We start from the raw sequence: 25,940 nt of genomic DNA, 5'->3' as shown, positions 1-25,940 counted from the left end.
GCATGGATCGCGACACTTTGGTACTCAGCGCCTGTCTGGCCTGCGCAGGCAGCAGTAATGAGTTGGCTCGCTGGCTAAGCGAACCGGCGGCCAACATCAACGATTTACTCAGCCCGGCGCGACGGCGGCGAGCGCGCATCCGTGAACAAACCTCACAAAGGCTGGTGAAGCTGCTGAAGTGCGGCGAGCCACAACGGGTCCGGGGACAACTGGAACAAGATGGCTGGCAGATATTAACCGCTGCATCATCAGAGTGGCCGCCATTGCTCGTCGATATTGATGCGGCGCCGGCGCTGCTGTTTGTGCGCGGCAATGCGCAGCTGCTGGGCAGGCCGCAACTGGCGATGGTGGGTGCGCGCCATGCCTCCGCGGAAGGGCTCGACAATGCGCGGCGTTTTGCCCGAGTACTTGCCGGTGCCGGGTTCACCATCACCAGCGGGCTTGCCCTTGGCATTGATCGCGCTGCCCATGAAGGCGCGCTACAAGCAGGCACCACAATTGCCGTGCTGGGTCATGGTCCTGGCCCATGCTACCCACCACGTAACCGGCCACTGGCGGAGCAGATCATCCACGGCAGCGGCACACTGGTAACTGAGTTTCCACCGGGACTGGCGCCCCGCAAAGAGTTTTTCCCACAGCGCAATCGGCTAATCAGCGGCCTGTCATTGGCCACCATTGTGGTTGAGGCTGCAGAGCACTCTGGCTCTTTGATAACAGCACGGCTGGCGTTGCAACAGGGCAGGGAAGTATTTGCCATTCCCGGTTCAATTCACAACCCATTGAGCAAGGGCTGCCACCGATTATTGCGTGACGGCGCCAACTGGCTGGAGTCTCTGCATGATGTGCAGGCAGTATTCAGCAGCCTGACCTCGCTGGCCGAAAGCACCAGTGAGCGCTCAGGTTGCGGCCATAGCCGCCACACCGACCCCTTACTAAGACATTTCATCACCGGCCCCAACAGCATTGATCAACTGCACCAGCGCAGTGGCATTGCCATTCAGGACCTGACATCCAAACTATCTAGCCTGGAGATCAGCGGTCATATCCAGCGCGTTGCCGGAGGTTACTGCCGCCGTTACCCCGGCAACGAAATTTCCTGAGGCAAGGTCAGTCACAGGCACATCTTTACGCTACACTTGCCATCTATCTATCTGGGAACAAAACCGCCATCACAGGATTGCTGGCATGTGGATGCATCTACATACAGCTGCCCACGCATTGCGACAGGGTGGCGTGGTCGCCTATCCCACCGAGGCCGTTTATGGTCTTGGCTGTGATCCGCTAGACCAGCAGGCAGTCCGTCGATTGCTGCAGATCAAGCAACGTCCGGTAGGCAAGGGACTGATTCTGCTAGGCTCAGATATTGATCAGCTATTGCCGTTTATCAAGCTGTCGGCACAGCAGGAGCAGCAGCTTCGGCAGCACTGGCCTCTGGCGACCACCTATCTGGTAAACAGTAGCGAACTTACCCCGGATTGGGTCCGTGGCGATCATGCTAAAGTCGCCGTGCGCGTTAGCCAGCATCCGATTGCCAGCGAGCTTTGCCGACTGGCTGGAACGGCCCTGATTTCCACCAGCGCCAACCATGGCGGCCAACCGGCATGCCGCAACGCTTTTCAGGTGGCGCGACAACTGGGCAGCGAAGTGGACTTTATTGTCACCGGTCAATGCGACCGGGCCGCGCGTCCGTCTACCATCGTCGATCTGGAGAGCGGAACAATTCTGCGCCAATAAAGTTTAGTTAAATGCCCGCCAATGAGGCCTGAATAGATGGAAAGTGTCGACCTGAAAGCGATCAAACAGTATCTGCTCAACTTGCAGGATAATATTTGTGCGCAGTTGGAAGCTGTGGATGGCGGGCGCTTTGTCGAGGATAGCTGGCAGCGAGACGAAGGCGGCGGCGGGCGCTCACGGGTTCTTGAAAATGGTTCGGTAATCGAAAAAGGCGGGGTGAATTTTTCCCATGTTTTCGGCACCCAGCTACCTCCTTCAGCAACTGCCCATCGACCTGAGCTTGCCGGGCGCCACTGGCAGGCCATGGGCGTATCGCTGGTGATTCATCCACGCAATCCCTATGCACCTACCAGCCACGCTAATGTGCGCTTTTTCGTCGCCGAAAAAGAAGGTGAAGAGCCGGTCTGGTGGTTCGGTGGAGGCTTCGATCTGACGCCCTATTATGGCGACGAAAGTGATGTGCGAGATTGGCACCGCACGGCTCAAGAAGCCTGCCAGCCGTTCGGAGACGACATCTATCCACGCTTCAAAAGTTGGTGTGACGAATACTTTTTTCTTAAACATCGAGGTGAAGCGCGGGGCGTTGGAGGGCTATTCTTTGACGATTACAACGCAGGCGGCTTTGAGGCGTCTTTTGCTTTGATGCGCTCTATTGGCAATGCCTACATTGAGGCCTACAAGCCGATTCTACAACGACGCAAGGACACACCTTATGGCGAGCGGGAGCGGCAGTTCCAGCTTTATCGTCGTGGCCGCTACGTCGAGTTCAATCTGGTATTCGACCGGGGCACTCTGTTCGGTCTGCAATCCGGCGGCCGCACCGAATCCATCCTGATGTCACTGCCACCCTTAGTGAGTTGGCGCTATGACTGGCAGCCCGAGCCCGGCTCGGCAGAAGCTGAACTATATGAGAAGTACTTGCCAGCAAGGGACTGGCTCTAATGGTATTCGCGCTGTTCGGCAACCCGGTTCACCATTCGCGCTCTCCGCAGATCCACACGGCTTTTGCGGCGCAGCGCGAACAGCCCATGGACTTCCGCCTGATTCTGGCGCCGCTGAACGACTTTGCCGGCAGCGTCCAGGAGTTTTTTAGTACTGGTGGTGTCGGCGCCAATGTCACTTTGCCGTTCAAGGAACAAGCGTGGGAGCTATGCGACGAGCTGAGTGACCGCGCTCGCCACGCGGGCGCCGTCAATACACTGTGGCAGAAAGACGGTCGGCTGTGCGGTGACAATACCGATGGCATCGGCATGGTGACTGATATTCGTGACAACCTGCACTGGCCATTGGCCCATCAGCGCATTCTCATTCTCGGCGCTGGCGGAGCGGTTCGCGGGGTGCTCGGCCCGTTACTTGATGAGCACCCCGCACATATTCGCATCGCCAATCGCACCGCAGAGAAAGCCCGTGAGCTTTCACTGATGTTTGCCGGCCACGGCGTGCCCATTTTTGGAGGCGGTCTGGACAATCTGGCCGGCCCCTATGACCTGATTATCAATGCCATTTCCGCGGGCCTGGGCGGCTCTATGCCAGAGCTCCCTGGCGGCCTTATCGGGCCGCAGACCCGTTGCTACGATATGATCTATGGGGACACCCCGTTTCTACGCTGGGCAGCACAGCAGGGAGCGGCGCAAACGGCTGATGGGCTAGGCATGCTGGTGGAGCAAGCTGCTGAGGCATTCTCCGTCTGGCACGGCTGGCGCCCGCAGACAAAGGCTGTCATCGAGCAAATGCGCAGCTGAAGGAAAATATAGTCAGGGATAGCTCTAGTCGGCCAAATAACGGTCCTTCAACTTCACATAGTTACCCGCCACATAGCTCAAGAATTGTCGCTCCTCGTCGGACAGCGGGCGTACTGCCTGTGCCGGCCGACCACGGTATAGAAAGCCTGACTGCAGGCGCTTGCCCGGCGACACCAAAGAGCCGGCTGCCAGAATCACCTCATCCTCAATTACCGCACCGTCCATAACGATTGCCTGCATGCCAATCATTACCCGGTTTCCTACGCTGCAGCCATGCAGCATGGCTTGGTGAGCGAGGGTGACGTCATCACCAATCGACAGGGGGTAACCGCCGGGATTGAAGGTCGAGTCATGGGTGATATGTAGCACCGCGTTGTCCTGAATGCTAACCCGATCACCGATGCGGATTTGGTGCATGTCACCCCGGATAACCGCACACGGCCATACCGAGCAGTCCATACCGAGCACCACATCACCAATTACCTGAGCGGACTCATCTACCCAAGTCCCCGCTCCAATTTGAGGCCGCTTGTTTTCGAAGGACCGAATCCCCATCTGATACACTCACCGGTTATTGAATACCCGGCACCGACAATGAGCGGCGCCATACTGCCACCGAGGATACCATGTCGAATAACCCGCTGATTGACTACACCGGCCTTCCGCCATTTTCAAAAATCCGCCCGGAGCATGTTCAGCCCGCAGTTGAGCAACTGATCGCCGCCGGCCGGAAGAAGATCGAGCAGGTATTAGCTCAGGGCGACTTCAGCTGGAAAGGCCTGGTGGCAGCTCTTGACGAGGAAGACGAACGCCTCGGCAAAGCCTTTGGGCCAGCCGGCCACCTTAATGGAGTGGCGCAAAATCCGGCCCTGCGCGATGCCTACAACGCTTGTCTGCCGCTGATTAGCGAATACGGCACAGAAGTGGGGCAAAACGAAAAACTTTACGCCGCATATCAGGCACTACGTGACAGCGCCGAATACAGCACCCTTAACGAAGCACAGAAGAAGGATTTGCAAAATACATTGCGCGACTTCCGTCTGTCGGGGGTTAGTCTGCCGGCCGACAAAAAGGCCGAATATATGGAGATTGCGAAAAAGCTTTCGGAGCTGACTTCCAGATTCTCTGACAATGTCCTGGATGCCACCCAATCCTGGCGAAAACATGTTACCGATGAATCACTGCTCGACGGCCTGCCCGATGTCGCTCGCGCCGGTGCCGCGGATCGTGCCAGGGAAGAAAATCTGGACGGCTGGTTACTGACTCTGGACTTCCCCAGTTATTACGCGGTGATGTGCCATTCCACTAACCGGGAACTGCGCGAAGAGATGTATCGCGCCCATGTTACTCGCGCCTCTGATACCGGGCCGGACGCGGGCAAGTACGACAATAGCGCAATCATGGATGAAATTATTTCGTTGCGTCAGCAGGAAGCGCAGCTGCTGGGCTTTTCCAGCTATGCCGAAGCCTCGCTGGAAACCAAGATGGCGCGCAGCACTGAAGAGGTTATCGGCTTTCTTAATGATCTGGCCGTTAAGGCAAAACCACAGGCCCAGCAAGAGCTGGCCGAGTTACGAGCCTATGCCGCCGAGCAGGGCGCGGACGATCTGCAACCCTGGGACCTGACCTTCTGGAGCGAGCGACTGCGGGAAGCCCGCTTCAGCATTTCTGAAGAGGAGCTACGCCCCTGGTTCCCCGCGGAACGAGTGATCAGCGGTATGTTTGGCATTGTTGAAAAAGTCTTCGGCATTGATATCCGCCAGCGAGATGGCGTCGACAAATGGCACGAAGATGTGCGCTTCTATGACGTCGTGGATGCCAGCGGTGAGGTGATGGCGAGCTTCTACCTCGACATGTATGCCCGCACCGGCAAACGTGGTGGCGCCTGGATGGATGACTGCCTTGGTCGTGTTCGCCTCAGGGATGGCAGCCTGCAGAAGCCGGTTGCCTATCTGACCTGCAACTTCGCTCCGCCGGCCGGCGGCAAGCCGGGGCTGCTGACCCATGATGAGGTAGTCACCCTGTTCCATGAATTCGGCCATGGCCTGCATCACATGCTGACGGAGCAGGAGGTGTCCGGCGTCTCTGGCATTAGTGGCGTAGCATGGGATGCCGTTGAACTGCCCAGTCAGTTTATGGAGAACTGGTGCTGGACCGAAGAAGGTGTTGCCATGTTGTCGGCTCACTATGAAACCGGTGAGCCACTGCCGAAAGACAAACTGGAGAAGCTACTGGCGGCAAAGAATTTCCAAAGTGCCATGGGCATGCTGCGCCAACTGGAATTTTCTATCTTCGATATGCGCATCCACTCCGGCCTCGGCGGTAAAACCATCGCCCAGATATTGGACGAAGTGCGCGACGAAGTGGCGGTCATCAAGCCGCCATCTTTCAATCGGTTCCAGAACAGCTTCAGCCATATATTTGCGGGTGGTTATGCAGCTGGCTATTACAGCTACAAGTGGGCAGAGGTGCTGTCCGCCGATGCCTGGTCAAAGTTCGAGGAAGAGGGCGTATTCAATCCAGACACCGGGCGCTCTTTCCGGGAGAAGATTCTTGCCCGTGGCGGCAGCAAGGAACCGATGGAACTGTTTATTGATTTCCGTGGCCGGGAGCCCAGCGTTGAGCCGTTACTGCGTCATAGCGGAATCGCGGCGTGATCAAGCGCCGCTTTATCGCCGGCGCCACCTGTCCCCAGTGTGGCGCCATGGACAAGATCGTCCGAGTAGAGCAGGGCGATAGAATTTATATGGAATGCATCGCATGCAACATGGAGCGCAATCTTGACGAAGCGCCGCCACGTGATCATCCCACGGACGAGCCAATGCTTGGCCAGCCGGTCACCATCCGCCCCCTGAAAAAATGATGCAGGGGTGGTTTTAAGCGCTGCCCTCTACACTACTGCTTCTGATAAAGCAGGTCCCAAACGCCATGACCAAGACGGGCGCCGCGACGCTCGAACTTGGTTTCCGGGCGCCAGTCCGGTCGAGCGGCAAAATTCTGATCCCCTGCCAGATTTTGCCAACCGGTTTGTGCCTGCATGATCACCAGCATGTGGCCGGCATAGTCCTGCCAGTCGGTGGCCATGTGCAGCAAGCCACCCGGTTTCAGCTTGCGCTGTACCAGTTGCACCCACGGTGACTGCACTATGCGACGCTTATGGTGCTTTTTCTTGTGCCACGGATCAGGAAAGTAGAGCTGCACGCGAGCCAAACTGGCATCGGCAATACATTCCTCAAGAATGTCTACTGCATCATCGCAGTAGCTGCGCAAATTCGTCACGCCGGCCTCTTCAATGGCCATCAACAAGGCGCCTACACCGGGACGATGCACCTCAATGCCAATGAAATCCTTGTCGGGCTCTGCCGTCGCCATTTGCACCAGCGAGTGGCCCATACCGTAGCCGACTTCCAATACCCGCGGTGCGTCACGGCCAAATACCCCCGGAGCATCAAGCACTCCGCCTGAACGCTCCAGACCGAAGCGCGGCCACAGCGAGTCGAGCGCCTTTTGCTGGCCTGCGGTAAGGCGCCCCTCACGCAATACAAAACTGCGCACCTTGCGCATCACCTTGCCGGTAAGCGGGTCCTGATCCTGTTTCAGAAAATCGAGCATGACAGTCAGCTCCGATGTCGGGGTGCGCATTGTACGGTAATCGGGGAGGCGACGCAGGGCCGCGGCGGGTACAATGGCGCGCCTCTGGCCCTGCGGGGGCCCATCGACAAGCGGAGAGCGCCGTGGAAGGAATGGACGAGATAGAAGACGACTTCGCCCTGAAAAAGCTGATACAAGCAGTGGAGAATCAGGTTGCTGACGGCCATCCAAGGGAAGCCGGCCTGGTACTGATGGATTTACTGGCACAGGGAATTGACCGGCAAGCTGCACTGGCCCTGATGGCAGAGACATTGGCGGAACATATCGCCATTACCTTCGCCTCCGAAAAGCCTTTTGATGTAAATGCCTACGCCCGCGCATTGCTGGCGCTGGCTCAAGAATAGCCCAGTGAGGAAACGTCAGGACCTGACTAACGGCGATGTCCGTGGCCACCTGTGGCGGCTCGGCATGCCCATGGCGCTGGGCATCATTGCGGTCATGTCCATTGGTCTGGTTGATGCCTGGTTCCTTGGTCAGGTTGGCACCGCCGAGCTGGCGGCCATCAGTTTTTCTTTTCCGGTCACCTTTGCCATTTCCTCCGTAGCCATCGGTCTTGGCGCCGGCACCTCGTCGGTTGTCGCCCGTGCCATTGGTACCGGGGATCAGCACCGGGTAAAACGTCTGGCCACCGATAGCCTGGCACTGGCCGTGCTGGTGGTAATTGTGCTTTCGATACTGGGGTGGATGACCAGCCGCCCTCTGTTCACTGCCATGGGCGCTGAAGGGGAAGTGCTCGATCTGGTCATCGCTTATATGGATATCTGGTACTTCGGTATGCCATTTCTGGTAGTGCCAATGGTTGCTGGTAGCCTGTTGCGAGCAATCGGCGATGCCCGTATTCCAAGCCTGACCATGGTGCTTAGTGCCGTGGTCAACATTATCCTTGATCCAATCCTGATCTTTGGTCTCGGGCCCATACCCGGCATGGGCATGGAAGGCGCGGCATGGGCTACCTTAATAGCCCGAGCCTTTTCCATGGCTCTGGCATTGTCAGTACTGATCTTCCGCGAGCGCCTGATCGTGCTGGAAAGAGCCGCCTGGGAGGAAATACGTTCTTCCTGGCGACAGGTCGTGTCGGTGGGCCTGCCAGCCTCTCTGGCCAACATGATCAACCCGCTGGCGCTTGCCATCATTACCGGCGTGCTGGCTCGCTACAACAGCGAGACCGTGGCCGCATTCGGTGTCGCCGGTCGCATTGAGGCGCTGGCCGCCATCCCCATGCTGGCCCTGTCCGCCTCTATCGGGCCGATCACAGGGCAAAATCACGGCGCCGGATTACCCCATCGTATTCGTACCGCAATGATCGACAGTTTCCTGTTCTGCCTGCTGTGGAGCGCCGGCATGGCCCTGCTATTCTGGCTCAGCGGGCAATGGTTTGGCCGTCTTTTCAGCGATGATCCCGTCGTAATCGCCGGTATTACCAGCTATTTGCATATAGTGCCGATCACCCTTGGTGGCTACGGCATCGTCATTGTCGCCTCTGCCGCTTATAACGCTTTGGGACTGGGCTTCAGGGCCATGGGCTTTTACCTGATTCGTTCGGCCCTGCTGTATGTGCCGTTGGGCTGGCTGGCATCGATCTGGTTTGAGGTCAGCGGAGTATTTGCTGCGCTGGCCATTGCCAACCTCCTTTCCGGCGCCCTGATCTACCGTTTGTCGCTTTTCGGGATTGACCGCACTGCGAAAAAGGGGTGATATGGAGCTGTCCTCACGAACCGCTGGAATTCCTGCGGCACCGTCGCGGAGTAGTCAGTGGTTCCCTAGCCGTGGAGAGCCATCATGGGTAACAGCAGACTGGCCGGACCTTCGACCATTCACTTTGACTCAGACCTGTATCAGGCCATGGTCCTGAAATCGGCTGAAAGCGGCGAATCCCTCTCTGATCTGGTCAATCGCGCGATGCGCAATTTGATCGAGGATGAGCAGTTCGCGCTCGACGAAATCGAGCGGCGCACTGGCAAAGAGCCGATGGGATTTTTTGAGTTGATGGACGCTCTGGAAGAAATCTGAATTGCAGTGCGGACTTCAGCCACAGAATATGCGGCTGAAGTCCTGTGCGGTTCGGCTGACTTCTCAGCAACCCATTATCGGACGATGCCCTCCAGCGGCGACGATGCGCTGGCGTAGGCCTTTTTCTGCATTCGACCGGCGAGGAATGACTCACGGCCGGCTTCAATAGCTTTTTTCATGGCACTGGCCATCAGCACCGGATTGCTCGCATGGGCAACAGCGGTGTTTAGCAACACGCCATCACAACCCAACTCCATGGCAATAGCCGCATCGCTGGCGGTGCCAACTCCCGCATCGACGATAATCGGCACCTTGGCCTCTTCAATAATAAGTCGAATATTGTGCGGGTTAAGAATGCCAAGACCTGAACCAATCAACGAGCCCAACGGCATTACTGCAACGCAGCCCATCTGCTCCAGTTCCTTGGCAACAATAGGATCATCGCTGGTATATACCATCACCTTGAAGCCATCCTTGACCAGCTGCTCGGCGGCTTTCAGGGTATGCACCACATTGGGGTAAAGCGTCTTCTGGTCGCCAAGCACTTCCAGCTTGACCAGCTCATGGCCGTCCAGCAACTCACGGGCCAGCTTGCAACAACGCACCGCCTCATCAGCGGTATAGCAGCCCGCCGTGTTCGGCAAAATGGTGTACTTATCCGGAGAGATGAAATCCAGCAGATTGGGTTCGTCCGCATTCTGACCAATATTGGTGCGACGGATAGCCACCGTCACAATCTGCGCGCCACTGGTCTCAATCGCTGCACGTGTTTCAGCGAAGTCCTTATACTTGCCGGTGCCAATCAGTAGTCGCGATTGATATGTCTTACCGGCAAGATTCAAAACGTCCTTCATGGTATAGCCTTCAATTCATAAAATAGAGTTGGGCGGGTGCGGAATAGCGGAAACTTAACCACCGCCGATGGCGTGTACAATTTCAACCGTATCCTGATCATGTAGCTGATAGGTTGCATGCTCGCTTTTTGGCACGATGTTCTGATTCACCTCCACCGCCAACCGACCATGTAAATCAAGTTGGTCAAGCAGCTCGCGGATGGTTACAGCGTCACACCGATGGGGTTTTCCGTTCAGGGTAATTTGCATCACAAGGCATTCCGCTCAGGCATTCCGGTATACCGCCCACGCCAGCATCAACCAGCCGACGATCATGGCCGTGCCACCTATGGGTGTAATGGCACCGAGCCAGCGCTGGCCGGTTAACACCAGCAGATAAAGGCTGCCGCTAAATATCAACACGCCGGTAAATAAAGTCCAGCCTGCAGCAATAAAACCACTGCCAGAAAACTGCCGGGCCAGCACGCCAACCAACAACAACGCCAGCGCATGATGGAAATGATACAGGCTGGCGGTCGCCCAGGTTTCCAGCATGGCGGCATCAACCCGAGCCTTCAAACCGTGGGCGCCAAAAGCCCCCATGACTACTGCCAGCGCTGCATTCAAAGCACCGACAATAAGCAGCAATTTCACGCCGACACCACAAACAGGGCAACGATAGTGGCCATACCGGCAGACCACACCAGGGTGCGCAATAGAGCTTTGTCAGTAATGTACAAAATGCCGAAAAGTGCGCGACTGACAACAAAGCCAATTGCCAGAGCATCAATCGTACCTTGAGCAGCGCTACCGATCTGCTGGGCAATCACTACCGCGGCAAAGAAAGCAGGATTGACCTCAAAGCTATTCAACTGGGCCCAGTGAGCACGCTTGCGAGAGCCAGTCAGCTTTTCCAGAAACTCCCTTGGGTTGTGATTCTGCTTAGGCCCGAAATCACCGTGGAACTTGGCAAAGAAAGTAAACGCATAGGGCAGAAAGATGGCAACTAGCACGCACCAATAGGCAATAGTCATGTTTTTATTTCCTCAAGAATTAATCTTTCAACTACCGGAAGGCGATCCTGCCCCCACACGGTAACACCACGAAAACGGAATGTGGGCACGCCCCAGCTACCCGACGCAACCATATCATCACGGTTGCGGGTGGCCTGCTCAATCCAGCCGTCGTCCTTTAAGGCAATCTGCGCATCGGACCACTTTAACCCGGCAGCCTCAACCACCTTTCTCAACCCCGCATCACTGGCGACATCTATTCCTTTGCCCCAGATCGCCAGCCCGGCCTCGCCAACGAAGCGGGCCAGCTTTTTCTCTCGCTCTGCCAATGGCCAGATAGCCATGCAGCGCTCAACACCCGGTCCAACCGGATCGCAGATTTTGCCAAAGGGTACGCCGGCACGAGCCGCTTCGCGAGCGGCGTCACGGACGATGTACATCCGTTTAGCTTTAGGTACTGTAAGACCACGCATCACCATCGGCAGCACGGGACGAATTTTCAGCCCCAATTGATAGTGTTTAGTAAGTTTTAGCACTCGCTCCAGCGCCAGCCAGGAATAAGGGCTGCGGAAAGAAAAGAAGAACTCCAGGGGCTCCCCTTGGGTGCTTTTTGGTGGCCGTGTCAGGCGCAGATTACGCCACTCCAAGGCACTCACAGGCAACGACTCTCCGCGCTCTCGGGCAAGCCGTTCGCGCAGGTGATCAAGACGGTCTGGCCCCCAGTACCAACTGCCCCCGTAATTCAAGGTGCCTGTCAGGTAATGACCTTCCTTGAGAAAGCCATCTCGGCGCGCCTCAAGTTCCTTGCGTGCTTGCTTCTCCGCCATCACAGCAGTGCGAGTACCGAGCACATGAATTGCATCAATATCACCATTCCATAAATGACGACATAGCGTTTGAGCCAGCGATAGATAGCCGGGGTCGTCCTCATGGGCCAGAAGAATCCGGCTAGCCGCAAATGCGTCGCTGTGAGAAGGCACCTGCGTGGTGGAAAAATTCAGATTATGCAACTGAGCGCTCAACGCCGCATCGCGAATACTATACTGCCGATAGAGCTCTGGCTCGGGATACATTTCTGCCGGCAGTTGCAGCATGGTCCTCGGCCGGATACGTAATCCAGTTTCCCGGACAAGCAGGGAAAGCTGCTGAGCAAGCAGCCAGCTGTACGGATCATCGACACGGAAATAGAACACTGCCTCCCGAGGCTGTCGGCGCAGATCACGAAGCAGGGTTGTAACCCTCTCACGAAAATGCTCCAGCGGCTGACTGGTTAGCAACTTGGTAGCATAGGGCATCAGTGCACGTTTCAGGCTCAATCCATTTCTCCTGCCACAGCCGATCAAGCGCCTGGGCGTTATTCAATGCCAAGCTGCTTCAGATCCCGAATCGCACCGCGATCAGCGCTGGTGGTCATGGCCGCGTACGCCTTCAGGGCAGTGGAAACGCGCCGAGGGCGCATCTCCTTCGGCTTCCAGGCAAACTTGCCGCGGGCTTCCATTTTGCTACGCCGCTGAGCCAACTCTTCATCCGACACCTGAACTGAGATGGCACGTCCAGGAATATCGATATGGATGCTGTCGCCTTCCTCTATCAGGGCAATCGCCCCGCCTTCTGCTGCCTCCGGAGAAGCATGGCCGATTGACAGGCCACTGGTACCACCAGAAAAACGGCCGTCCGTTAACAAAGCACAGACTTTGCCGAGGCCCTTTGATTTCAGATAGCTGGTCGGGTAAAGCATTTCCTGCATGCCGGGGCCGCCTTTCGGACCTTCGTAGCGAATTACCACAACGTCACCCGCAACAACCTGATCAGCCAAAATAGCTTTCACAGCGGATTCCTGAGATTCAAAAATTCTGGCGCGGCCATTGAAGACAAGAATCGACTCATCAACGCCGGCAGTTTTCACAATGCAGCCACGCTCAGCGATGTTGCCGTACAACACTGCCAAACCACCATCTTGACTGTAAGCGTGCTCTTTCGAACGGATACAGCCATTTTCACGATCCATATCCAAAGACGGCCAGCGAGTGCTCTGCGAAAAAGCAGTCTGGGTAGGAATACCTGCAGGCCCGGCACTGTAAAACTTATGCACCGCTTCATCCTTGGTGCGCATGATGTCCCACTGCTCAAGCGCAGCGGCCATGGTGGGCGAGTGAACCGTGGGATTATCGCTATGCAATAGTCCAGCGCGATCCAGCTCGCCAAGAATGGCCATCACGCCACCGGCTCGGTGGACATCTTCCATATGATATTTCTGGGTTGCCGGCGCCACCTTGGACAAGCACGGCACTCGACGGGACATACGATCGATATCCGCCATGGTGAAGTCCACTTCACCTTCCTGGGCGGCCGCCAACAAATGCAACACCGTATTGGTTGAGCCACCCATGGCGATATCCAATGCAATGGCATTTTCAAAAGCATGGGCGTTTGCAATGTTTCGCGGCAACACGGACTCATCATTCTGTTCGTAATAGCGCTTGCAAAGCTCAACGGCAAGACGACCAGCCTTCAGGAAAAGTTGCTCGCGATCAGAGTGAGTCGCCAACGTTGAGCCGTTGCCGGGCAGAGACAGGCCCAGCGCTTCGGTCAGGCAGTTCATTGAATTAGCGGTAAACATTCCCGAGCAGGAACCGCAGGTCGGGCAAGCACTACGCTCATACTCGGCCACGGTGGCATCATCAACGCTATCATCAGCGGCAACCACCATGGCATCAACCAGATCCAGTTTATGCTCAGCCAAAGCCGTTTTACCGGCTTCCATGGGGCCGCCGGAAACAAACACTACCGGAATATTCAAGCGCATTGCCGCCATCAACATACCAGGAGTAATCTTGTCGCAGTTGGATATACAGACAATGGCATCCGCACAATGAGCATTCACCATATACTCAACGCTGTCCGCAATGATGTCGCGGCTGGGCAATGAATACAGCATGCCGTCATGGCCCATGGCAATGCCATCATCCACAGCGATGGTGTTGAACTCTTTCGCCACACCGCCCGCTTTTTCAACTTCCCGCGCCACCAGTTGACCCATATCTTTCAAATGCACATGGCCAGGTACGAATTGGGTAAAGGAATTGGAAATGGCGATAATCGGTTTACCGAAGTCACCATCTTTCATACCAGTGGCGCGCCAGAGGGCACGGGCGCCAGCCATGTTACGACCATGGGTGGAAGTTTTTGAACGGTAATCAGGCATAACAGACCTCAGAGGGGTTTTCTGAATACTTTCGAATTACGCTGGTAGTTGTATAGCAGCTTTTTTTCGCCAGGCAGATCATCAACGCTACCTGGCTTAAAGCCCAACTCCTGAAACCAGTGCGCTGTCTGGGTAGTAAGAACAAATAGCTCACGAATGCCCTGCTGTATGGCGCGCTTTTCAATGTGCTCAAGCATTTTCCGACCACGCTTGCTGTTGCGGTAATCAGGATGAACCGCCACACAAGCCAGCTCGCCAGCCTTACCATCATCAAAGGGATACAGGGCCGCACAACCAATCACCATGCCGTCGCGCTCGATAATGGTGAAGCGCTTGATTTCATTTTCAAGCAACTCACGGGAGCGACGCACAAGAGTACCGGCGGTTTCCAGAGGCTCAATCAGTTCGATAATGCCACCGACATCCTCAATATAGGCACCGCGTACATTTTCATACATTTCTCGGGTCACCAGTGTGCCGCAGCCGTCACGGGTGAAAAGCTCTCGCAGCAGGGCGCCGTCATCCCGGAAGTTAATCAGATGCGCACGGGCGACACCGTTACTGGCCGCGTGGCAGGCAGCGGTCAACTGGCGCTCGGTATTGTCATGTTTGATCACATCCCGGGCGAGCAACTGGCCGGCTTCCTGCGGCGACATTTCGCGCAATAGAGCACCCTGTTCGTCGGTCACACCTGCGGTGTCGCCCATAAAAATTATTTTTTCCGCTTTCAGTGAAATCGCTGCCGTGGAGGCTACTTCTTCGGAATTCAGATTAAACAGTTCACCGGTAGGCGAGCAGCCAATCGGTGATAACAGCACAATATTGCCGCCATCGAGCTGCTTCTGAATGGCCTCAATCTGTACCCGCCGCACCTCACCGGTGTGCTGATAATCAAAACCACCACGCACACCAACCGGCTTGGCAATGACGAAGTTGCCGCAGACCACCTGAATGCTTGCGTTGTGCATAGGCGAGTTAGCCAGGCCCATGGAGAACAGGCCTTCGATCCGCAGGCGGATAGCACCAACCGCGTCAAGAACAGCCTCCAGCGAGGCGCTGTCGGTAATACGGGTATGATGCTCGAAGCGGGTTGCCACGCCCCGGGCAGAAAGTCGCGCCGAGATCTGCGGCCGGGCACCATGGACCAGCACCAACCGGATACCCAGCGAATTAAGCAGCGCCAGATCGTGAACGATATGGTGAAAATCAGGCTGCTCGATTGCCTCTCCAGAAATCATGACCACGAAGGTACGACCCCGGTGCGCATTGATATACGGCGAGGAGTTGCGAAACCAGCTTGTGTAATCCCGGTTCTGATCGGTCATGGTCTGTCTGGGCTGAATAGGAGCTCGGAGTATAGCAAGGGCCGGCCAGTTCCGCGCCTCCAACGGTAGCACGAAGGCAGACATGGCAAAGCAGCCAAGATGGCCAGGATTACATCAGATGACGAGTTTTAGGGGAGTTGCGGGTACTAATTAGGAGTACTAATTAGGAGTACTAATTACGGGTACTACAGGGGGAGGGGAGAAGCTGAATTTCCTGCGCGGCGAAGCCGCGCAGGAAAAGGGCACAGCTTAGGCAGCAGTAACGTTCTCTGCCTGCGGGCCTTTCTGACCTTGGGTCACGGTGAACTTCACTGCTTGGCCTTCAGCCAGGGTTTTGAAACCACTGCCCTGAATAGCGCTGAAGTGAACAAATACGTCCGGGCCAGACTCCTGCTGGATGAAACCAAAGCCTTTAGCTTCGTTGAACCATTTTACGGTGCCGGTAGTAGTAGACATTGCAATTTCCTTCTTGGAACTGGGTTGAGCCTCTTCAAATCAGCGGTAATCCGATGATTTTCGGGCGATTGTTTGCGCGGGAGGGTTAGCCAGGTATGTGTACAAGACGGGAACTGCGATGTAGCGGCCGACATGTTGAGCATATTTGGACTGGTTTTCTCGTGCGAAGATCAGTTTACGCGGATTGGTAGAGGTGTCAATCTCAATCGGTGCCGCAGAACCACAATAAACAGCCGCCGGTCACAACCAGCGCCGCACCCTCGCTTGATAGGCTGTGAACTCATCACCGAACAGGTTCTGCAGCACACGCTCCTCGGGCAGTATCTGGAAGCGGCTGATATAGACAACAAACAGCACCGGACCAAGCACCGCAAAAGCGGAGCCCAACATTACCGCCCAGCCAATCAGCACCAGTAGAAACCCCAGGTACATGGGGTTACGGGTTACCCGATAGATACCAGAGCAGACCAGCGATGAGGTCTTTTCAGGCTTGAGCGGGTTCACCGTGGTGCGCGCCCGGCGAAAAGACACAACCCCTGCAAGACTTACCCCGGCGCCCATCAGGACCAGAACCACCGCAACAATCAGGCGTGCGGAGCCACTCAACCCAGTCAAGCTGTGGGTGGTTAAAGCCCACATTGCCAACCCAATCAGCCCACCAACCAATGGCGGCGGGATTCTTAGCTCAAGAAATTTCACGATTGCCCATCCTGATGACATTTTTTCAATTTGCGGCCACTGCCACAGGGGCAAGGGTCGTTCCGCCCAGGACTGAGATTGTGATGGGTAACGTCGCCGCTGTGATAGAGCCAAAGGCCATTTTCCCGGACAAATCGGGACACCTCTTCCAGCTGGCCCCATTTCTCCCCGGCCTGCCAGGTGGCGCAAAAGTGCACCATGCCCTGATCGCCCTGTGAATCACTTGCCAGAATCTGCAGCCGCCGCCAGCGCGTATCAGTGTCCGGGTCCAGCGAAGCAGGACGGGTGTCCGGGTGCCAGCTATCACCCACGTAGTCGAGCCGCTGCTGCGCATAGGCCACGAAACGCGAACGCATCAACGCTTCTGGTGTGGGTGCCGGTTTGCCCGCCAGATACAGGGAGCAACACTGGCTCGCTGGCAGCCCCGAGCCACACAAGCATTCAGTCATGTTGTCAGAGGACAAAATACCGGCCCATCTGCCGTGCTGCGCAAGTAACCCACCGGCTCGATAGTGACATTAACCGACGCGTCCGCCTTACCACCACCGCCGCCTTTAGCCATGTTGGTAATGCTCCCGGTCAGGCCAGCATTGCCGCCGCCGGACCCGTCCGCCCCAGCGGCAAGCACAACCATTACTCTGGCAACCGGGATGATCTGCTCACCATTGAACTCGATCGGATCGCCATACAGGGCCTTGGCTCCGCCGATGGATTCCAGCGTGGTGGCGAATTTTTTACTAATAGCATCGGTAATAAGATCTTTCATGGTTGCCTCTTTTTTTATTATTGGCACTGAGCGCCAGAGTGCTGGCAGGCCATTATCAGGCCCGCGGGAAGCTCCCGACAATCCATTGGATAAGTCTCGGCTCGAGCCAGTAGACCGGATTGCCCACCGTCCCGGCAACAAACCCGACATGGCCGCCGTGGCTGGTCACCTCAAGCTCAATGGTGCTACTCAGCTGCTGCGCGGTTGGCAACACGGCTTTAGTCATAAACGGATCATCCGCCGCCTGAATCATCAGGGTCGGTACTTTGATGCCACCTAGCTTAGGCAGTGTGCTGCACTGACGGTAATAGTCGTCAGCATCACGAAACCCGTATAGCGGAGCGATAACCCGGTTGTCGTACTCGACAAAATTGCGGATACCATCAAGCGGACCAATATCTTCAAAGCGCTTGGCATGGTCAGGAAAGTATTCCCGCAGATGGGCCCGGCGGGCATCAAAATCATCGCACAGCTGGCCAAGAAGGTGCTTGCGGTAGATGCGCGAAAAACCCTGATCAAGTCGACGTGCACAGACGCCAAGATCGAGCGGCACGCAGACCGTTGCCGCCGCTACGATTAACGGCGAAGCCCGCTGCTCCACCAGATAGTTAAGCAACCTCGAGCCACCGAGAGAATAGCCGATAACGATCAGCTCACCGGCCTGATGCTGCTCGCGCAGATATTCCAGTGCCGCATGAATATCATCGGTTTCACCCGCGTAACTGCACTCCGGCCGATCATTCAGGCGGCCACCATTACCACGGGCATTCACCACTACACTGGCAATGCCAATTTCATCCAGCTCATGTTGCAGGCCACGGGCATAAGGCGAATCACTGCAGCCGGTAATGCCATGCAGCAGCACAACGATGCGGCCATTGTCAGGCAGGGCACCGCCCCAATGCAGCCAGAGGTGATCACCATCGGGCAATGGCATCTTTTCTTCGCGCCGTGCTACCGGAGGAAGCTTGCGACGCAATGTTGGCCAGAGCGTCTGGATATGGGGATTGGCAAGTAAAAGAGCAGGCTTGAAAGTCATATTGCGCGATATAACCTTGCCACGGCATCACCCATTGTTTTTTCTTTCTCCAGCACCCATGGCACGTCAGGAGCATCATCCTGACGGCGCGATTCAACATAGACCCAGGCATTTTCCGCCAACAATTCGTGCTGCATTAGTAAGTCACAGGCCGGTTGCTGGGCACCAATATCGTAGGGCGGATCGATAAACACCACATCGAATGGCCCCGTCGCCCGCGGCAGCCATTTCAGTCCGTCCGCCAGCTGGACAAACACTCGCCCGGCGAAAAGCGGTTTAAGCTGTTTAGACAGATCGGCAGCGCGTTCGGCTTTTTTTTCCACTAACACCGCATGGGCTGCACCACGCGATAATGCTTCTGCACCCAGCGCACCGCTGCCGGCAAACAGGTCCAGCACGCGCTTGTCACGCAGCTCAAACTGCAGCCAGTTGAACAGGGTTTCACGCATGCGGTCACCGGTTGGCCGCAGGTCACCATTCTGGTCGGTGAACATCAAGCGGCGGCCTCGATGCTCGCCGCCAATAATGCGGACCGTGCTTTTCCTTGTGCTCATATCTTTACTACTCAGGGCGCTTCGGTAGTCACCGCAACCGGGTCCACCGGTGTCAGCGACGGCGCCGCACGGCCGATGGAAATAATCGTCAGGGCATCCGGGTTCAGATTTTTACTAAACGCTTTGCGGATCGATTCCGCGGTCACCTTGCGCGCCTGCTGATCAAACCACTGCAGATAATCCAGCGGCATATCATAAAACGCCATCGATGCCAGCTGAGCGACGATGTCATCATTCTCTGCCACACCCAGTGGCATGGAGCCGGTAGTGCTGTCTATCGCTGCTTGCACCTGATCTTCAGTCGGCCCCTGAGTGATAAAGTCGTTCAGCAGCTTCAGGGTCAGCTGCAATGCCTCATCCGCATTTTCCGTGGCTGTTTGCAGATTGATCTCGAACGGCCCGGCAAATGCCATCGGTGAAATCCCGCTACTGATGCCATAAACAAAGCCGCGCTGCTGCCGCACCTCTTCCATCAGGATGGAAGCAAAGCCACCGCCGCCAAGAATCTGGTTGCCGACATACAATGGCACCCAGTCCGGGTGGCCGCGCCAGATACTTTGCTGGGCGATGCTGATATGGGTCTGGCTGGCATCGAAATCGATATGTTCAATGTGCGCATCATTAGCCTGTACTACCCGCTCAAGCTTCGGTGCACGCTCACCTTGTGGCAGGGCAGCAGTGATCCGCGCAGACAATGCCCGTGCCTGGGGTTCATCCAGATCACCAACAATCGCAATCACCGCGTTTTGCGCGCTGTAGTAGCGCTGATGAAATGCCTGCAGATCGTCACGACGAATCAGCGGCAGGCTCTGCTCGGTACCGCTGGAAGGCTCGGCATACGGATGACCGGCAAACAGCACCGCATCGAGCCGCTTCGATAACTGCGGCCCCGGCACCTGCTTCTGCCGGGCCAGCCCGATCAGATATTGCTTTCGAGTACGCTCCAATGCGTCGGCGGGAAATGTCGGCTGACCAATCACTCGCAGAAACAGATCCATGGCCGGATCAAAGAACTCCGCCGCGGTCAGCGCTCGCATTTCAATAATGCCCATATCACGATAGCTGCTGCTGCCAAACGAGACACCAAGGTCCTCGAAGCCTTTGGCGATATCATCGACGCTTAACCCTTGGGCGCCTTCACCGATCAGGCTGGAAGTCAGCGACGCGGTACCTGACTTGTCACCGTCACGAGCGCTGCCAGCATCAAAGGTCAGACGAATATCAATCATCGGCAGGGTAGGCGAGGGCACAAACAGCACCCGGGTGCCTTCGTCGGTACGCCACTCACGAATATCCAGCGCCACCTCAGCGGGTGCAGATTTCTCCACCTGCTTCAAGGTCGTCGGAAAGCTCTGGCAGCCAGCAAGGAAAGCCATAGCCGCCAACAGCAGCAAAGGCGCAACCTGCCATGGCCGGGTGCACCAAGCGATTATCGCGGAGCGACTGCGCCCGGCCGTGGCCGGTTGCGCCGTCTCTACAGAATGCATCTTCTGTCCTGACATGTTCATTTCGCCTCCTCCGGCAACACATGCGCCACCGCAAGACGCTCATTCACCAACCACTGGGCCGCCGCCCGCTGCACATCCTCCGGCGTTACCTTGTTGAGCCGCTCGATAAACTGATCTGACAGACGCCAATCAACCCCGAGGGTCACCAACTGGCCCAACTCCATGGCCTGACCAAACAGCGAGTCGCGGCCGTATACCTGACTGCTCAACACACCAGCGCGTACCCGCCGCATCTCTTCGTCACTGGGCGGATTCTGGCGCAACCGATCAAGCTGCTGCTGCACCGCGCTTTCCAGCTTCGCTAACGTGACGCCGTCCTTTGGCGTTGCCGTCACCGTGAACAAACCATCGGCCCGGCTGATGCCGCCATATCCGGCACCCGCTCCGGCGGCAAGCTCACTACCACGCACCAGATTGGTTTCCAGTCGCGCGCTCATGCCACCATCAAATACCGCCGATAGCATGGTCAGGGCGTAGAAATCGTCCGGATGGGTCGCCAACGTCGGCACGTTCCAGCTCATATATAGGGACGGCACCTGAACCGGCAGACGCAGTGTCAGTCGGCGCTCACCAGCTGGGGAGGCCAGGCGCGGCTGGGGGCGATCCGGAGCCTTGGCCCGATCGGGAATACGGCCATAGAATTTTTCCACCAACGGCCGAACCTGATCCAGAGTGACATTGCCAGCAATAATCAAGGTCGCATTGGATGGCGTGTAATAACGCTGATACCAGTCACGAGCGTGGTTGACGGTAAGCTGATTAAGCTCCGTCGGCCAACCAATGATCGGGCTGGAATAGCCGCTGCCCGGCCGGGTAATAGCGGCGAACTTCTCCCAGGCGAGGGCCCCGGGGTTATCGTCGGTACGCTGGCGACGCTCCTCCAGCACCACCTTCAACTCGCGCGCGAACTCCTCTTCATCAATGACCAGATTGGCCATCCGATCCGCTTCGATCTCCAGCATTAGCGGCAGGCGAGATACCTCGAACTTCTGGAAGTAGGCGGTGTAGTCATAGGAAGTAAAGGCATTGTCGGAGCCCCCAAAGCGACGCACCAACTTGGAGAAGTCCCCTGCGGTAAAGTTTTCCGTGCCCTTGAACATCATATGCTCAAGTACATGGGCGATGCCGGTCTGGCCGGGAGCCTCGTCGTAACTACCCGCCTTGTACCAGACCATCTGCACCGCCACCGGCGCACGATGATCCTCGCGAACCAGCACCCTCAGGCCATTATCGAGGGTGAAGTCATGGGTTACCGGGGCACTGGCGGCCATCGCCGTACCGGTGACAACAAAAAGCAGGACTGTCAAAAAACGCATGGTTGTTTCCTCAAAAGCGCCGCTCAGGGCGCCGAAATACCATGGAGATGGTAGGATAGCGGACTTTTAAATCTGCCCTGCGCCCCGCCAACGGGACGCGAAACCGGAAATGTGACCGATCATGACAGACGAAGTTTCCCGCGACGAGTCCGCTGCCCAGAAAGAGTCCTTCTGGAAGCGGATGAAGGAAGGTCTGAGCAAGACCAACAAGGTGCTCGGCCAGGGCCTGGCTGACCTGCTGGTGGGCCGCAAGGAAATCGATGACGAGCTGTTCGAGGACATTGAAACCCAACTGCTGAGCGCGGATATCGGCGTTGAGGCCACCGATGTGATCGTTCAGGCGCTGACCGACAAGGTCGGTCGCGAGGAGCTGATGCATGCGGACGCCCTGTACGATGCCCTGAAAGATGAGCTGCGCAAACTGCTGGTGCCAGTGGACAAGCCGCTGGTAATTGATCGCAGCAAGAAGCCCTATGTAATTCTGATGGTCGGCGTCAACGGCGTCGGCAAGACCACCACCATCGGCAAATTAGCGCGCCGCTTCCAGAGCGAGGGCCTATCAGTGATGCTAGCCGCCGGCGACACCTTCCGCGCCGCTGCGGTAGAGCAGCTGCAGGTATGGGGTGAGCGCAATCATATCCCGGTGATTGCCCAGCAAAGCGGCGCCGATTCTGCTTCAGTAATCTTTGACGGGGTACAGGCCGCCACCGCACGGGGCGTTGATGTACTAATCGCGGATACGGCTGGCCGCCTGCACACCAAGTCAAACCTGATGGAAGAGCTGTCCAAGGTGGTGCGGGTAATGAAGAAGCTGATTCCGGATTCGCCCCATGAAGTACTGCTGGTGCTGGATGCCGGCACCGGCCAGAACGCCATCAATCAGGCAAAGGAATTTCGTAATGCGGTGGGCGTCACAGGTCTGGCTCTCACCAAGCTCGACGGCACCGCAAAAGGCGGGGTACTGTTTGCCTTGGCAAAAACCACTGGCCTGCCGATCCGCTTTATCGGTGTCGGCGAAAAACTGGAAGACCTGCGGCCGTTTGAGGCTGAGGAATTTGTTCAGGCCCTGTTCGAGGACGTCACCGGGTGATCCATTTCGACAACGTCAGTAAACGCTACGCCAACGGTAAGGAGGCGCTGAACAATGTCTCGTTCCGCCTGCCGCCCGGTGAGCTGACGTTCCTGACCGGCCACTCCGGCGCCGGCAAGTCCACCCTGCTGAAATTGCTGATGATGATCGAGCGACCGAGCAGCGGTGACATTATGGTCGATAGTGAAAATCTCAATCACCTTGGCACCCGTGATATCCCCTGGCTGCGCCGCAAGATTGGCATGGTCCATCAGAGCCATCATCTGCTGTTTGATCGCACTGTTTATGACAACGTGGCACTGCCACTGATTATCGCCGGCTACAAACCGGGTGATATCGGCAAGCGCGTGCGCGCCGCACTGGACAAGGTTGGCTTGCTGGACAAAGAGCGCCTTAACCCGATTACCCTGTCCGGCGGTGAACAACAGCGGGTCGGCATTGCCCGCGCCGTGGTTAACAAACCACCATTGCTACTTGCCGACGAGCCCACCGGCAACCTTGATCCGCAACTGTCCGCCGAGATCATGGATCTGTTCGAAGAATTTGCCAGCGTCGGCGTATCGGTAATTGTTGCCACCCACGACCTGTCGCTGATTGCCCGCTACAACCACCGTCTTCTGACGCTGCGCGAAGGCGAGCTGATCATCGACCGCGGGGAGGATGGCGATGGCGCGTAATGCCACTCCAATGCGGCCCAAAACAGCAAAGCCGGCTAAACGTGCGGCCAGTGCTCGCCTGGCTAACACCACCTTACGAGATCGGTTTGACGCCTGGCGCTTGCATCACCGGGATTCCGCCATCGATGCGTTAAAGCGCATGCGTCAGAGTCTGGTGAGCACAGTAATGACTGTACTGGTGATCGCCATCGCTCTGGCACTACCCGCCGGCTTATCCGTGCTATTGGAAAATGCACGCTCGCTAACCCAGAACTGGGACGGCAACGTGCACCTGTCTGTGTTTCTCAATATTGATGTCAGCGAGGCCAGCCAACGACGTATCGCCGACGAGTGGCAACAGCGCGATGATATCGAGCGGGTTGAGGTGGTAACCCGCGAACAAGCGTTGGCCGAATACAAGGAGCTATCCGGATTTGGAGAGGTGCTTGACGCGCTACCCGACAACCCGCTGCCGCCACTGATTATCGTCTACCCGAGTAGCAGCGATGCCGAGCAGCTAACTCAACTGAAAGTGTCACTGGGCGATCAGCCCAATGTGGATCAGGCAGTTCTTGATATTGAGTGGGTGCGCCGCCTGCACGCCATGCTCGCCGTCGGCGAACGCGTAGTATCGGCCTTGATGTTGGCATTAGCCCTGGCCGTGGTTCTGGTGGTGGTAAATACCATTCGCCTTGCCATCGAAAACCGGCGCGAGGAAATTGTGGTGGTGAAAATTGTCGGCGGCACCGACGGATTTGTTCGTCGGCCATTTCTTTACACCGGCTTCTGGTTTGGCCTATTCGGCGGCCTGACTGCAGTGATGCTGGTGCAGTCCACTTTGCTATGGCTGTCCGGACCGGTGAACCGGTTGAGCGCACTATATAGCAGTGAATTCAGCTTGACTGGATTAGGCTGGGAAACCCTGCTGGCTTTACCAGTATTTGCTGGTGTGCTGGGCTTAATGGGGGCCTGGCTCGCTGTGTCTCGGCATTTGAAAGATATTGAGCCGCAGGCTTTTTGATTAACCTTGGTGATAGCGATCAGCCATCCAGTCGCAACCAGGCCAAGCCACCGCGCACCGCCTCCCGGGCATTCTCGGTAATCACATCCCCGTGGGCCACAATCACCTGCTCGAACGGCCACTCAAACAACTGCTCAATACTTTGCCGCGCCTTGCGCCGATTCAGATACACCATGCGCAGCAGGGGATGCCAGCCTACCTTGCCGAAGATGCCACCAGCGCGTAGATACCAGCGGGTTGGAGCGTGGTCGCAGTGACTGAAATTCTCCACCAGGTCGCAGCTGATCAGGGTCTTGCTGGCCGGGTGGTAGAACAGGGTCTCATGCAACATGGAACCCTCCACGGTGAGCGGCAATAGCTGGCCCTGCCAGTCCGGGTGAGGAATATCTGACAGCACCGCATCAAACTTCAAATCCTTGCGCTTGCGCTGCAGTTTTTGCGGGCCATGAAGCTGCGCTTCCGGGAAGGCAGCACAGGTATCGCTGGTATACATATGATGGAACAGGTTAGGGCAGATGATATGACGCACCGGGCCTATGGCCTCAATCTCCTGCCGCAATGCTTCCGAAATCGGCACGGGAGAGTGCAGAACCAGCGCTCCAGAAGCCAGCCGGATTACCGTCATACGTGTACCAATATGCAGGCCGATAAAGCGGTGCGGGATCGTGGTGACCCAGAGATCGGGAGCAACAAGATGCAGTTCGGCCATGGCATTTTCTCCGGTTATGAAAGCGCTTTTTCTATCATCGGCAGCCGATCCTGACCGAAGAACATCTCGCCATCTATATATATGGTTGGCGCACCAAAGGCGCCGCGCGCTACCGCTTCCTCGGTATTCGCCTTCAGCTTTTCTTTCACTGCTTCGTCGCTGCATTGTGCCAATAGGACCTGCGCGTCAAAGCCAGCTTTCTGCAACACGCTGGCCACCACCTCGGGCTGCCCCATGTTCTGCTCTTCAACCCAGATAGCAGTAAAGACCGTATTCAGATAGTCATCAAAGCGCGGGTCTTCCTGAAGAGCAACGGCGCCGCGCATAAGCATCATGGTGTTGATCGGAAAAAACGGACTGAATTTCATCGGCACGCCGTAGCTTTCCGCATAGCGCTGGAAGTCGACCAGCATATAACGTCCCTTGGCCGGGTTCATGGCTGGTGACTGATTGCCGGTGGCCTTGAAAACCGCGCCAAGCAACATGGGTCGCCATACCAGTTTGGCATTGTGTTTTGCGGCCAACGCTGGCAGCTGGGTCCAGACAAGGTAGGTGGCCGGACTGCCGAAATCGAAGAAGCATTCGATCTGTTTGCTCATAGGAAACCTCCTGA

General features: G+C 56.7%; 31 protein-coding genes. 12 read left to right on the top strand and 19 right to left on the bottom strand.

Translation table 11 applies throughout. The features are described from left to right. Positions 1–2: 2 nt before the first annotated feature. The 4 genes from dprA (at position 3) to aroE (ending at position 3,476) form a co-directional block, all read left to right on the top strand. Entirely contained in the window at positions 3–1,100 is a 1,098-nt protein-coding gene (dprA, locus tag J1C54_RS05280; RefSeq protein ID WP_229145484.1) for a DNA-processing protein DprA, read from the top strand. 85 nt (positions 1,101–1,185) lie between these two features. Continuing rightward, positions 1,186–1,734: an L-threonylcarbamoyladenylate synthase gene (locus J1C54_RS05275; RefSeq protein ID WP_229145483.1), complete on the top strand. Its 549-nt coding sequence runs from the start codon at positions 1,186–1,188 to the stop codon at positions 1,732–1,734. 36 nt (positions 1,735–1,770) lie between these two features. Next, positions 1,771–2,676, top strand: a complete 906-nt coding sequence (hemF, locus tag J1C54_RS05270; protein ID WP_229145482.1) for an oxygen-dependent coproporphyrinogen oxidase — start codon at positions 1,771–1,773, stop codon at positions 2,674–2,676. Then, the gene (aroE, locus tag J1C54_RS05265; protein WP_229145481.1) at positions 2,676–3,476 is read left to right on the top strand and encodes a shikimate dehydrogenase; all 801 of its coding nucleotides are present in this window, start codon (positions 2,676–2,678) and stop codon (positions 3,474–3,476) included. The genes hemF and aroE overlap by 1 nt, the downstream gene beginning before the upstream one ends. Positions 3,477–3,500: 24 nt before the next feature. Here the strand turns inward: aroE and J1C54_RS05260 are convergent, their stop codons facing one another. After that, on the bottom strand, positions 3,501–4,031 hold the full coding sequence (locus J1C54_RS05260; protein WP_229145480.1) for a gamma carbonic anhydrase family protein: 531 nt from the start codon (positions 4,029–4,031) through the stop codon (positions 3,501–3,503). A gap of 71 nt (positions 4,032–4,102) precedes the next feature. On the opposite strand from J1C54_RS05260, the gene prlC reads away from it, so the two are divergent. Both prlC and J1C54_RS05250 read left to right on the top strand, forming a co-directional pair. Beyond that, positions 4,103–6,133 carry an oligopeptidase A gene (prlC, locus tag J1C54_RS05255; RefSeq protein ID WP_229145479.1) on the top strand — a complete coding sequence of 677 codons (2,031 nt, stop codon included), beginning with the start codon at positions 4,103–4,105 and terminating at the stop codon, positions 6,131–6,133. Beyond that, positions 6,130–6,339 (top strand): YheV family putative metal-binding protein, encoded by a 210-nt coding sequence (locus J1C54_RS05250; RefSeq protein WP_229145478.1) that lies wholly within the window; start codon positions 6,130–6,132, stop codon positions 6,337–6,339. Before prlC ends, J1C54_RS05250 begins: the two co-directional genes overlap by 4 nt. Before the next feature lie 32 nt (positions 6,340–6,371). Here the strand turns inward: J1C54_RS05250 and trmB are convergent, their stop codons facing one another. Beyond that, positions 6,372–7,088, bottom strand: coding sequence for a tRNA (guanosine(46)-N7)-methyltransferase TrmB (gene trmB, locus J1C54_RS05245; protein ID WP_229145477.1), 717 nt, complete (start codon positions 7,086–7,088; stop codon positions 6,372–6,374). Between the two features lie 131 nt (positions 7,089–7,219). Between trmB and J1C54_RS05240 the strand changes: the two genes are divergently transcribed. From J1C54_RS05240 to J1C54_RS05230, 3 genes are all read left to right on the top strand, one after another. Continuing rightward, complete coding sequence (locus J1C54_RS05240) at positions 7,220–7,471, top strand: hypothetical protein (RefSeq protein WP_229145535.1); 252 nt, start codon at positions 7,220–7,222, stop codon at positions 7,469–7,471. A 4-nt stretch (positions 7,472–7,475) separates the two neighbouring features. Continuing rightward, positions 7,476–8,822 carry an MATE family efflux transporter gene (locus tag J1C54_RS05235; protein WP_229145476.1) on the top strand — a complete coding sequence of 449 codons (1,347 nt, stop codon included), beginning with the start codon at positions 7,476–7,478 and terminating at the stop codon, positions 8,820–8,822. Between the two features lie 84 nt (positions 8,823–8,906). After that, on the top strand, positions 8,907–9,137 hold the full coding sequence (locus tag J1C54_RS05230; RefSeq protein WP_229145475.1) for a hypothetical protein: 231 nt from the start codon (positions 8,907–8,909) through the stop codon (positions 9,135–9,137). A gap of 74 nt (positions 9,138–9,211) precedes the next feature. On the opposite strand, the gene J1C54_RS05225 is transcribed toward J1C54_RS05230, so the two are convergent. The 15 genes from J1C54_RS05225 to J1C54_RS05155 all read right to left on the bottom strand — a co-directional run bounded on the left by J1C54_RS05225 (position 9,212) and on the right by J1C54_RS05155 (position 21,851). Next, positions 9,212–9,991 carry a thiazole synthase gene (locus J1C54_RS05225; protein WP_229145474.1) on the bottom strand — a complete coding sequence of 260 codons (780 nt, stop codon included), beginning with the start codon at positions 9,989–9,991 and terminating at the stop codon, positions 9,212–9,214. A 54-nt stretch (positions 9,992–10,045) separates the two neighbouring features. Continuing rightward, entirely contained in the window at positions 10,046–10,240 is a 195-nt protein-coding gene (thiS, locus tag J1C54_RS05220; RefSeq protein WP_229145473.1) for a sulfur carrier protein ThiS, read from the bottom strand. A gap of 15 nt (positions 10,241–10,255) precedes the next feature. Then, the gene (locus J1C54_RS05215) at positions 10,256–10,624 is read right to left on the bottom strand and encodes a DUF423 domain-containing protein (protein WP_370635610.1); all 369 of its coding nucleotides are present in this window, start codon (positions 10,622–10,624) and stop codon (positions 10,256–10,258) included. After that, complete coding sequence (locus J1C54_RS05210; RefSeq protein ID WP_229145472.1) at positions 10,621–11,004, bottom strand: MAPEG family protein; 384 nt, start codon at positions 11,002–11,004, stop codon at positions 10,621–10,623. Before J1C54_RS05210 ends, J1C54_RS05215 begins: the two co-directional genes overlap by 4 nt. Further along, positions 11,001–12,299: a DsbA family protein gene (locus tag J1C54_RS05205; RefSeq protein ID WP_229145471.1), complete on the bottom strand. Its 1,299-nt coding sequence runs from the start codon at positions 12,297–12,299 to the stop codon at positions 11,001–11,003. Before J1C54_RS05205 ends, J1C54_RS05210 begins: the two co-directional genes overlap by 4 nt. 38 nt (positions 12,300–12,337) lie before the next feature. Further along, the gene (gene ilvD / locus J1C54_RS05200) at positions 12,338–14,188 is read right to left on the bottom strand and encodes a dihydroxy-acid dehydratase (RefSeq protein WP_229145470.1); all 1,851 of its coding nucleotides are present in this window, start codon (positions 14,186–14,188) and stop codon (positions 12,338–12,340) included. An 8-nt stretch (positions 14,189–14,196) separates the two neighbouring features. Beyond that, positions 14,197–15,513 (bottom strand): amino-acid N-acetyltransferase, encoded by a 1,317-nt coding sequence (gene argA / locus J1C54_RS05195; RefSeq protein ID WP_229145469.1) that lies wholly within the window; start codon positions 15,511–15,513, stop codon positions 14,197–14,199. A gap of 249 nt (positions 15,514–15,762) precedes the next feature. Next, entirely contained in the window at positions 15,763–15,969 is a 207-nt protein-coding gene (locus J1C54_RS05190; protein ID WP_229145468.1) for a cold-shock protein, read from the bottom strand. 240 nt (positions 15,970–16,209) lie between these two features. Then, positions 16,210–16,668 (bottom strand): isoprenylcysteine carboxylmethyltransferase family protein, encoded by a 459-nt coding sequence (locus tag J1C54_RS05185; RefSeq protein ID WP_229145467.1) that lies wholly within the window; start codon positions 16,666–16,668, stop codon positions 16,210–16,212. Continuing rightward, positions 16,665–17,117, bottom strand: a complete 453-nt coding sequence (locus tag J1C54_RS05180; protein WP_229145466.1) for a YchJ family protein — start codon at positions 17,115–17,117, stop codon at positions 16,665–16,667. Before J1C54_RS05180 ends, J1C54_RS05185 begins: the two co-directional genes overlap by 4 nt. Then, positions 17,114–17,434, bottom strand: coding sequence for a hypothetical protein (locus J1C54_RS05175; protein ID WP_229145465.1), 321 nt, complete (start codon positions 17,432–17,434; stop codon positions 17,114–17,116). Before J1C54_RS05175 ends, J1C54_RS05180 begins: the two co-directional genes overlap by 4 nt. A gap of 55 nt (positions 17,435–17,489) precedes the next feature. After that, positions 17,490–18,473: a hydrolase gene (locus J1C54_RS05170; RefSeq protein ID WP_229145464.1), complete on the bottom strand. Its 984-nt coding sequence runs from the start codon at positions 18,471–18,473 to the stop codon at positions 17,490–17,492. After that, positions 18,470–19,027 carry a 16S rRNA (guanine(966)-N(2))-methyltransferase RsmD gene (rsmD, locus tag J1C54_RS05165; RefSeq protein ID WP_229145463.1) on the bottom strand — a complete coding sequence of 186 codons (558 nt, stop codon included), beginning with the start codon at positions 19,025–19,027 and terminating at the stop codon, positions 18,470–18,472. The genes J1C54_RS05170 and rsmD overlap by 4 nt, the downstream gene beginning before the upstream one ends. An 11-nt stretch (positions 19,028–19,038) precedes the next feature. Next, a complete protein-coding gene (locus tag J1C54_RS05160) occupies positions 19,039–20,535 on the bottom strand; it encodes a pitrilysin family protein (protein WP_229145462.1) in 1,497 nt (498 codons plus the stop codon). After that, positions 20,532–21,851 (bottom strand): pitrilysin family protein, encoded by a 1,320-nt coding sequence (locus J1C54_RS05155; protein ID WP_229145461.1) that lies wholly within the window; start codon positions 21,849–21,851, stop codon positions 20,532–20,534. The genes J1C54_RS05160 and J1C54_RS05155 overlap by 4 nt, the downstream gene beginning before the upstream one ends. Before the next feature lie 121 nt (positions 21,852–21,972). Between J1C54_RS05155 and ftsY the strand changes: the two genes are divergently transcribed. Genes ftsY through ftsX form a run of 3 tightly spaced genes read left to right on the top strand, consistent with a single transcriptional unit; the run spans position 21,973 to position 24,618 of the window. After that, positions 21,973–22,941, top strand: coding sequence for a signal recognition particle-docking protein FtsY (gene ftsY, locus J1C54_RS05150; RefSeq protein ID WP_229145460.1), 969 nt, complete (start codon positions 21,973–21,975; stop codon positions 22,939–22,941). Continuing rightward, on the top strand, positions 22,938–23,618 hold the full coding sequence (ftsE, locus tag J1C54_RS05145) for a cell division ATP-binding protein FtsE (protein WP_229145459.1): 681 nt from the start codon (positions 22,938–22,940) through the stop codon (positions 23,616–23,618). The genes ftsY and ftsE overlap by 4 nt, the downstream gene beginning before the upstream one ends. After that, positions 23,608–24,618 carry a permease-like cell division protein FtsX gene (gene ftsX, locus J1C54_RS05140; protein ID WP_229145458.1) on the top strand — a complete coding sequence of 337 codons (1,011 nt, stop codon included), beginning with the start codon at positions 23,608–23,610 and terminating at the stop codon, positions 24,616–24,618. The genes ftsE and ftsX overlap by 11 nt, the downstream gene beginning before the upstream one ends. A gap of 19 nt (positions 24,619–24,637) precedes the next feature. On the opposite strand, the gene J1C54_RS05135 is transcribed toward ftsX, so the two are convergent. Both J1C54_RS05135 and J1C54_RS05130 read right to left on the bottom strand, forming a co-directional pair. After that, positions 24,638–25,327, bottom strand: coding sequence for a DUF4336 domain-containing protein (locus J1C54_RS05135; RefSeq protein ID WP_229145457.1), 690 nt, complete (start codon positions 25,325–25,327; stop codon positions 24,638–24,640). Positions 25,328–25,341: 14 nt separating this feature from the next. Then, positions 25,342–25,926 carry a 2-hydroxychromene-2-carboxylate isomerase gene (locus tag J1C54_RS05130; protein ID WP_229145456.1) on the bottom strand — a complete coding sequence of 195 codons (585 nt, stop codon included), beginning with the start codon at positions 25,924–25,926 and terminating at the stop codon, positions 25,342–25,344. Between the last annotated feature and the right edge of the window lie 14 nt (positions 25,927–25,940).

The sequence above is a fragment of the Alcanivorax sp. 1008 genome, from assembly GCF_020667895.1.
In the GTDB taxonomy this organism is placed as follows: Bacteria; Pseudomonadota; Gammaproteobacteria; order Pseudomonadales; family Alcanivoracaceae; genus PGZG01.
Note: the sequence above shows the minus strand (reverse complement) of the source record. Positions and strands in the feature narration are given on the sequence as shown.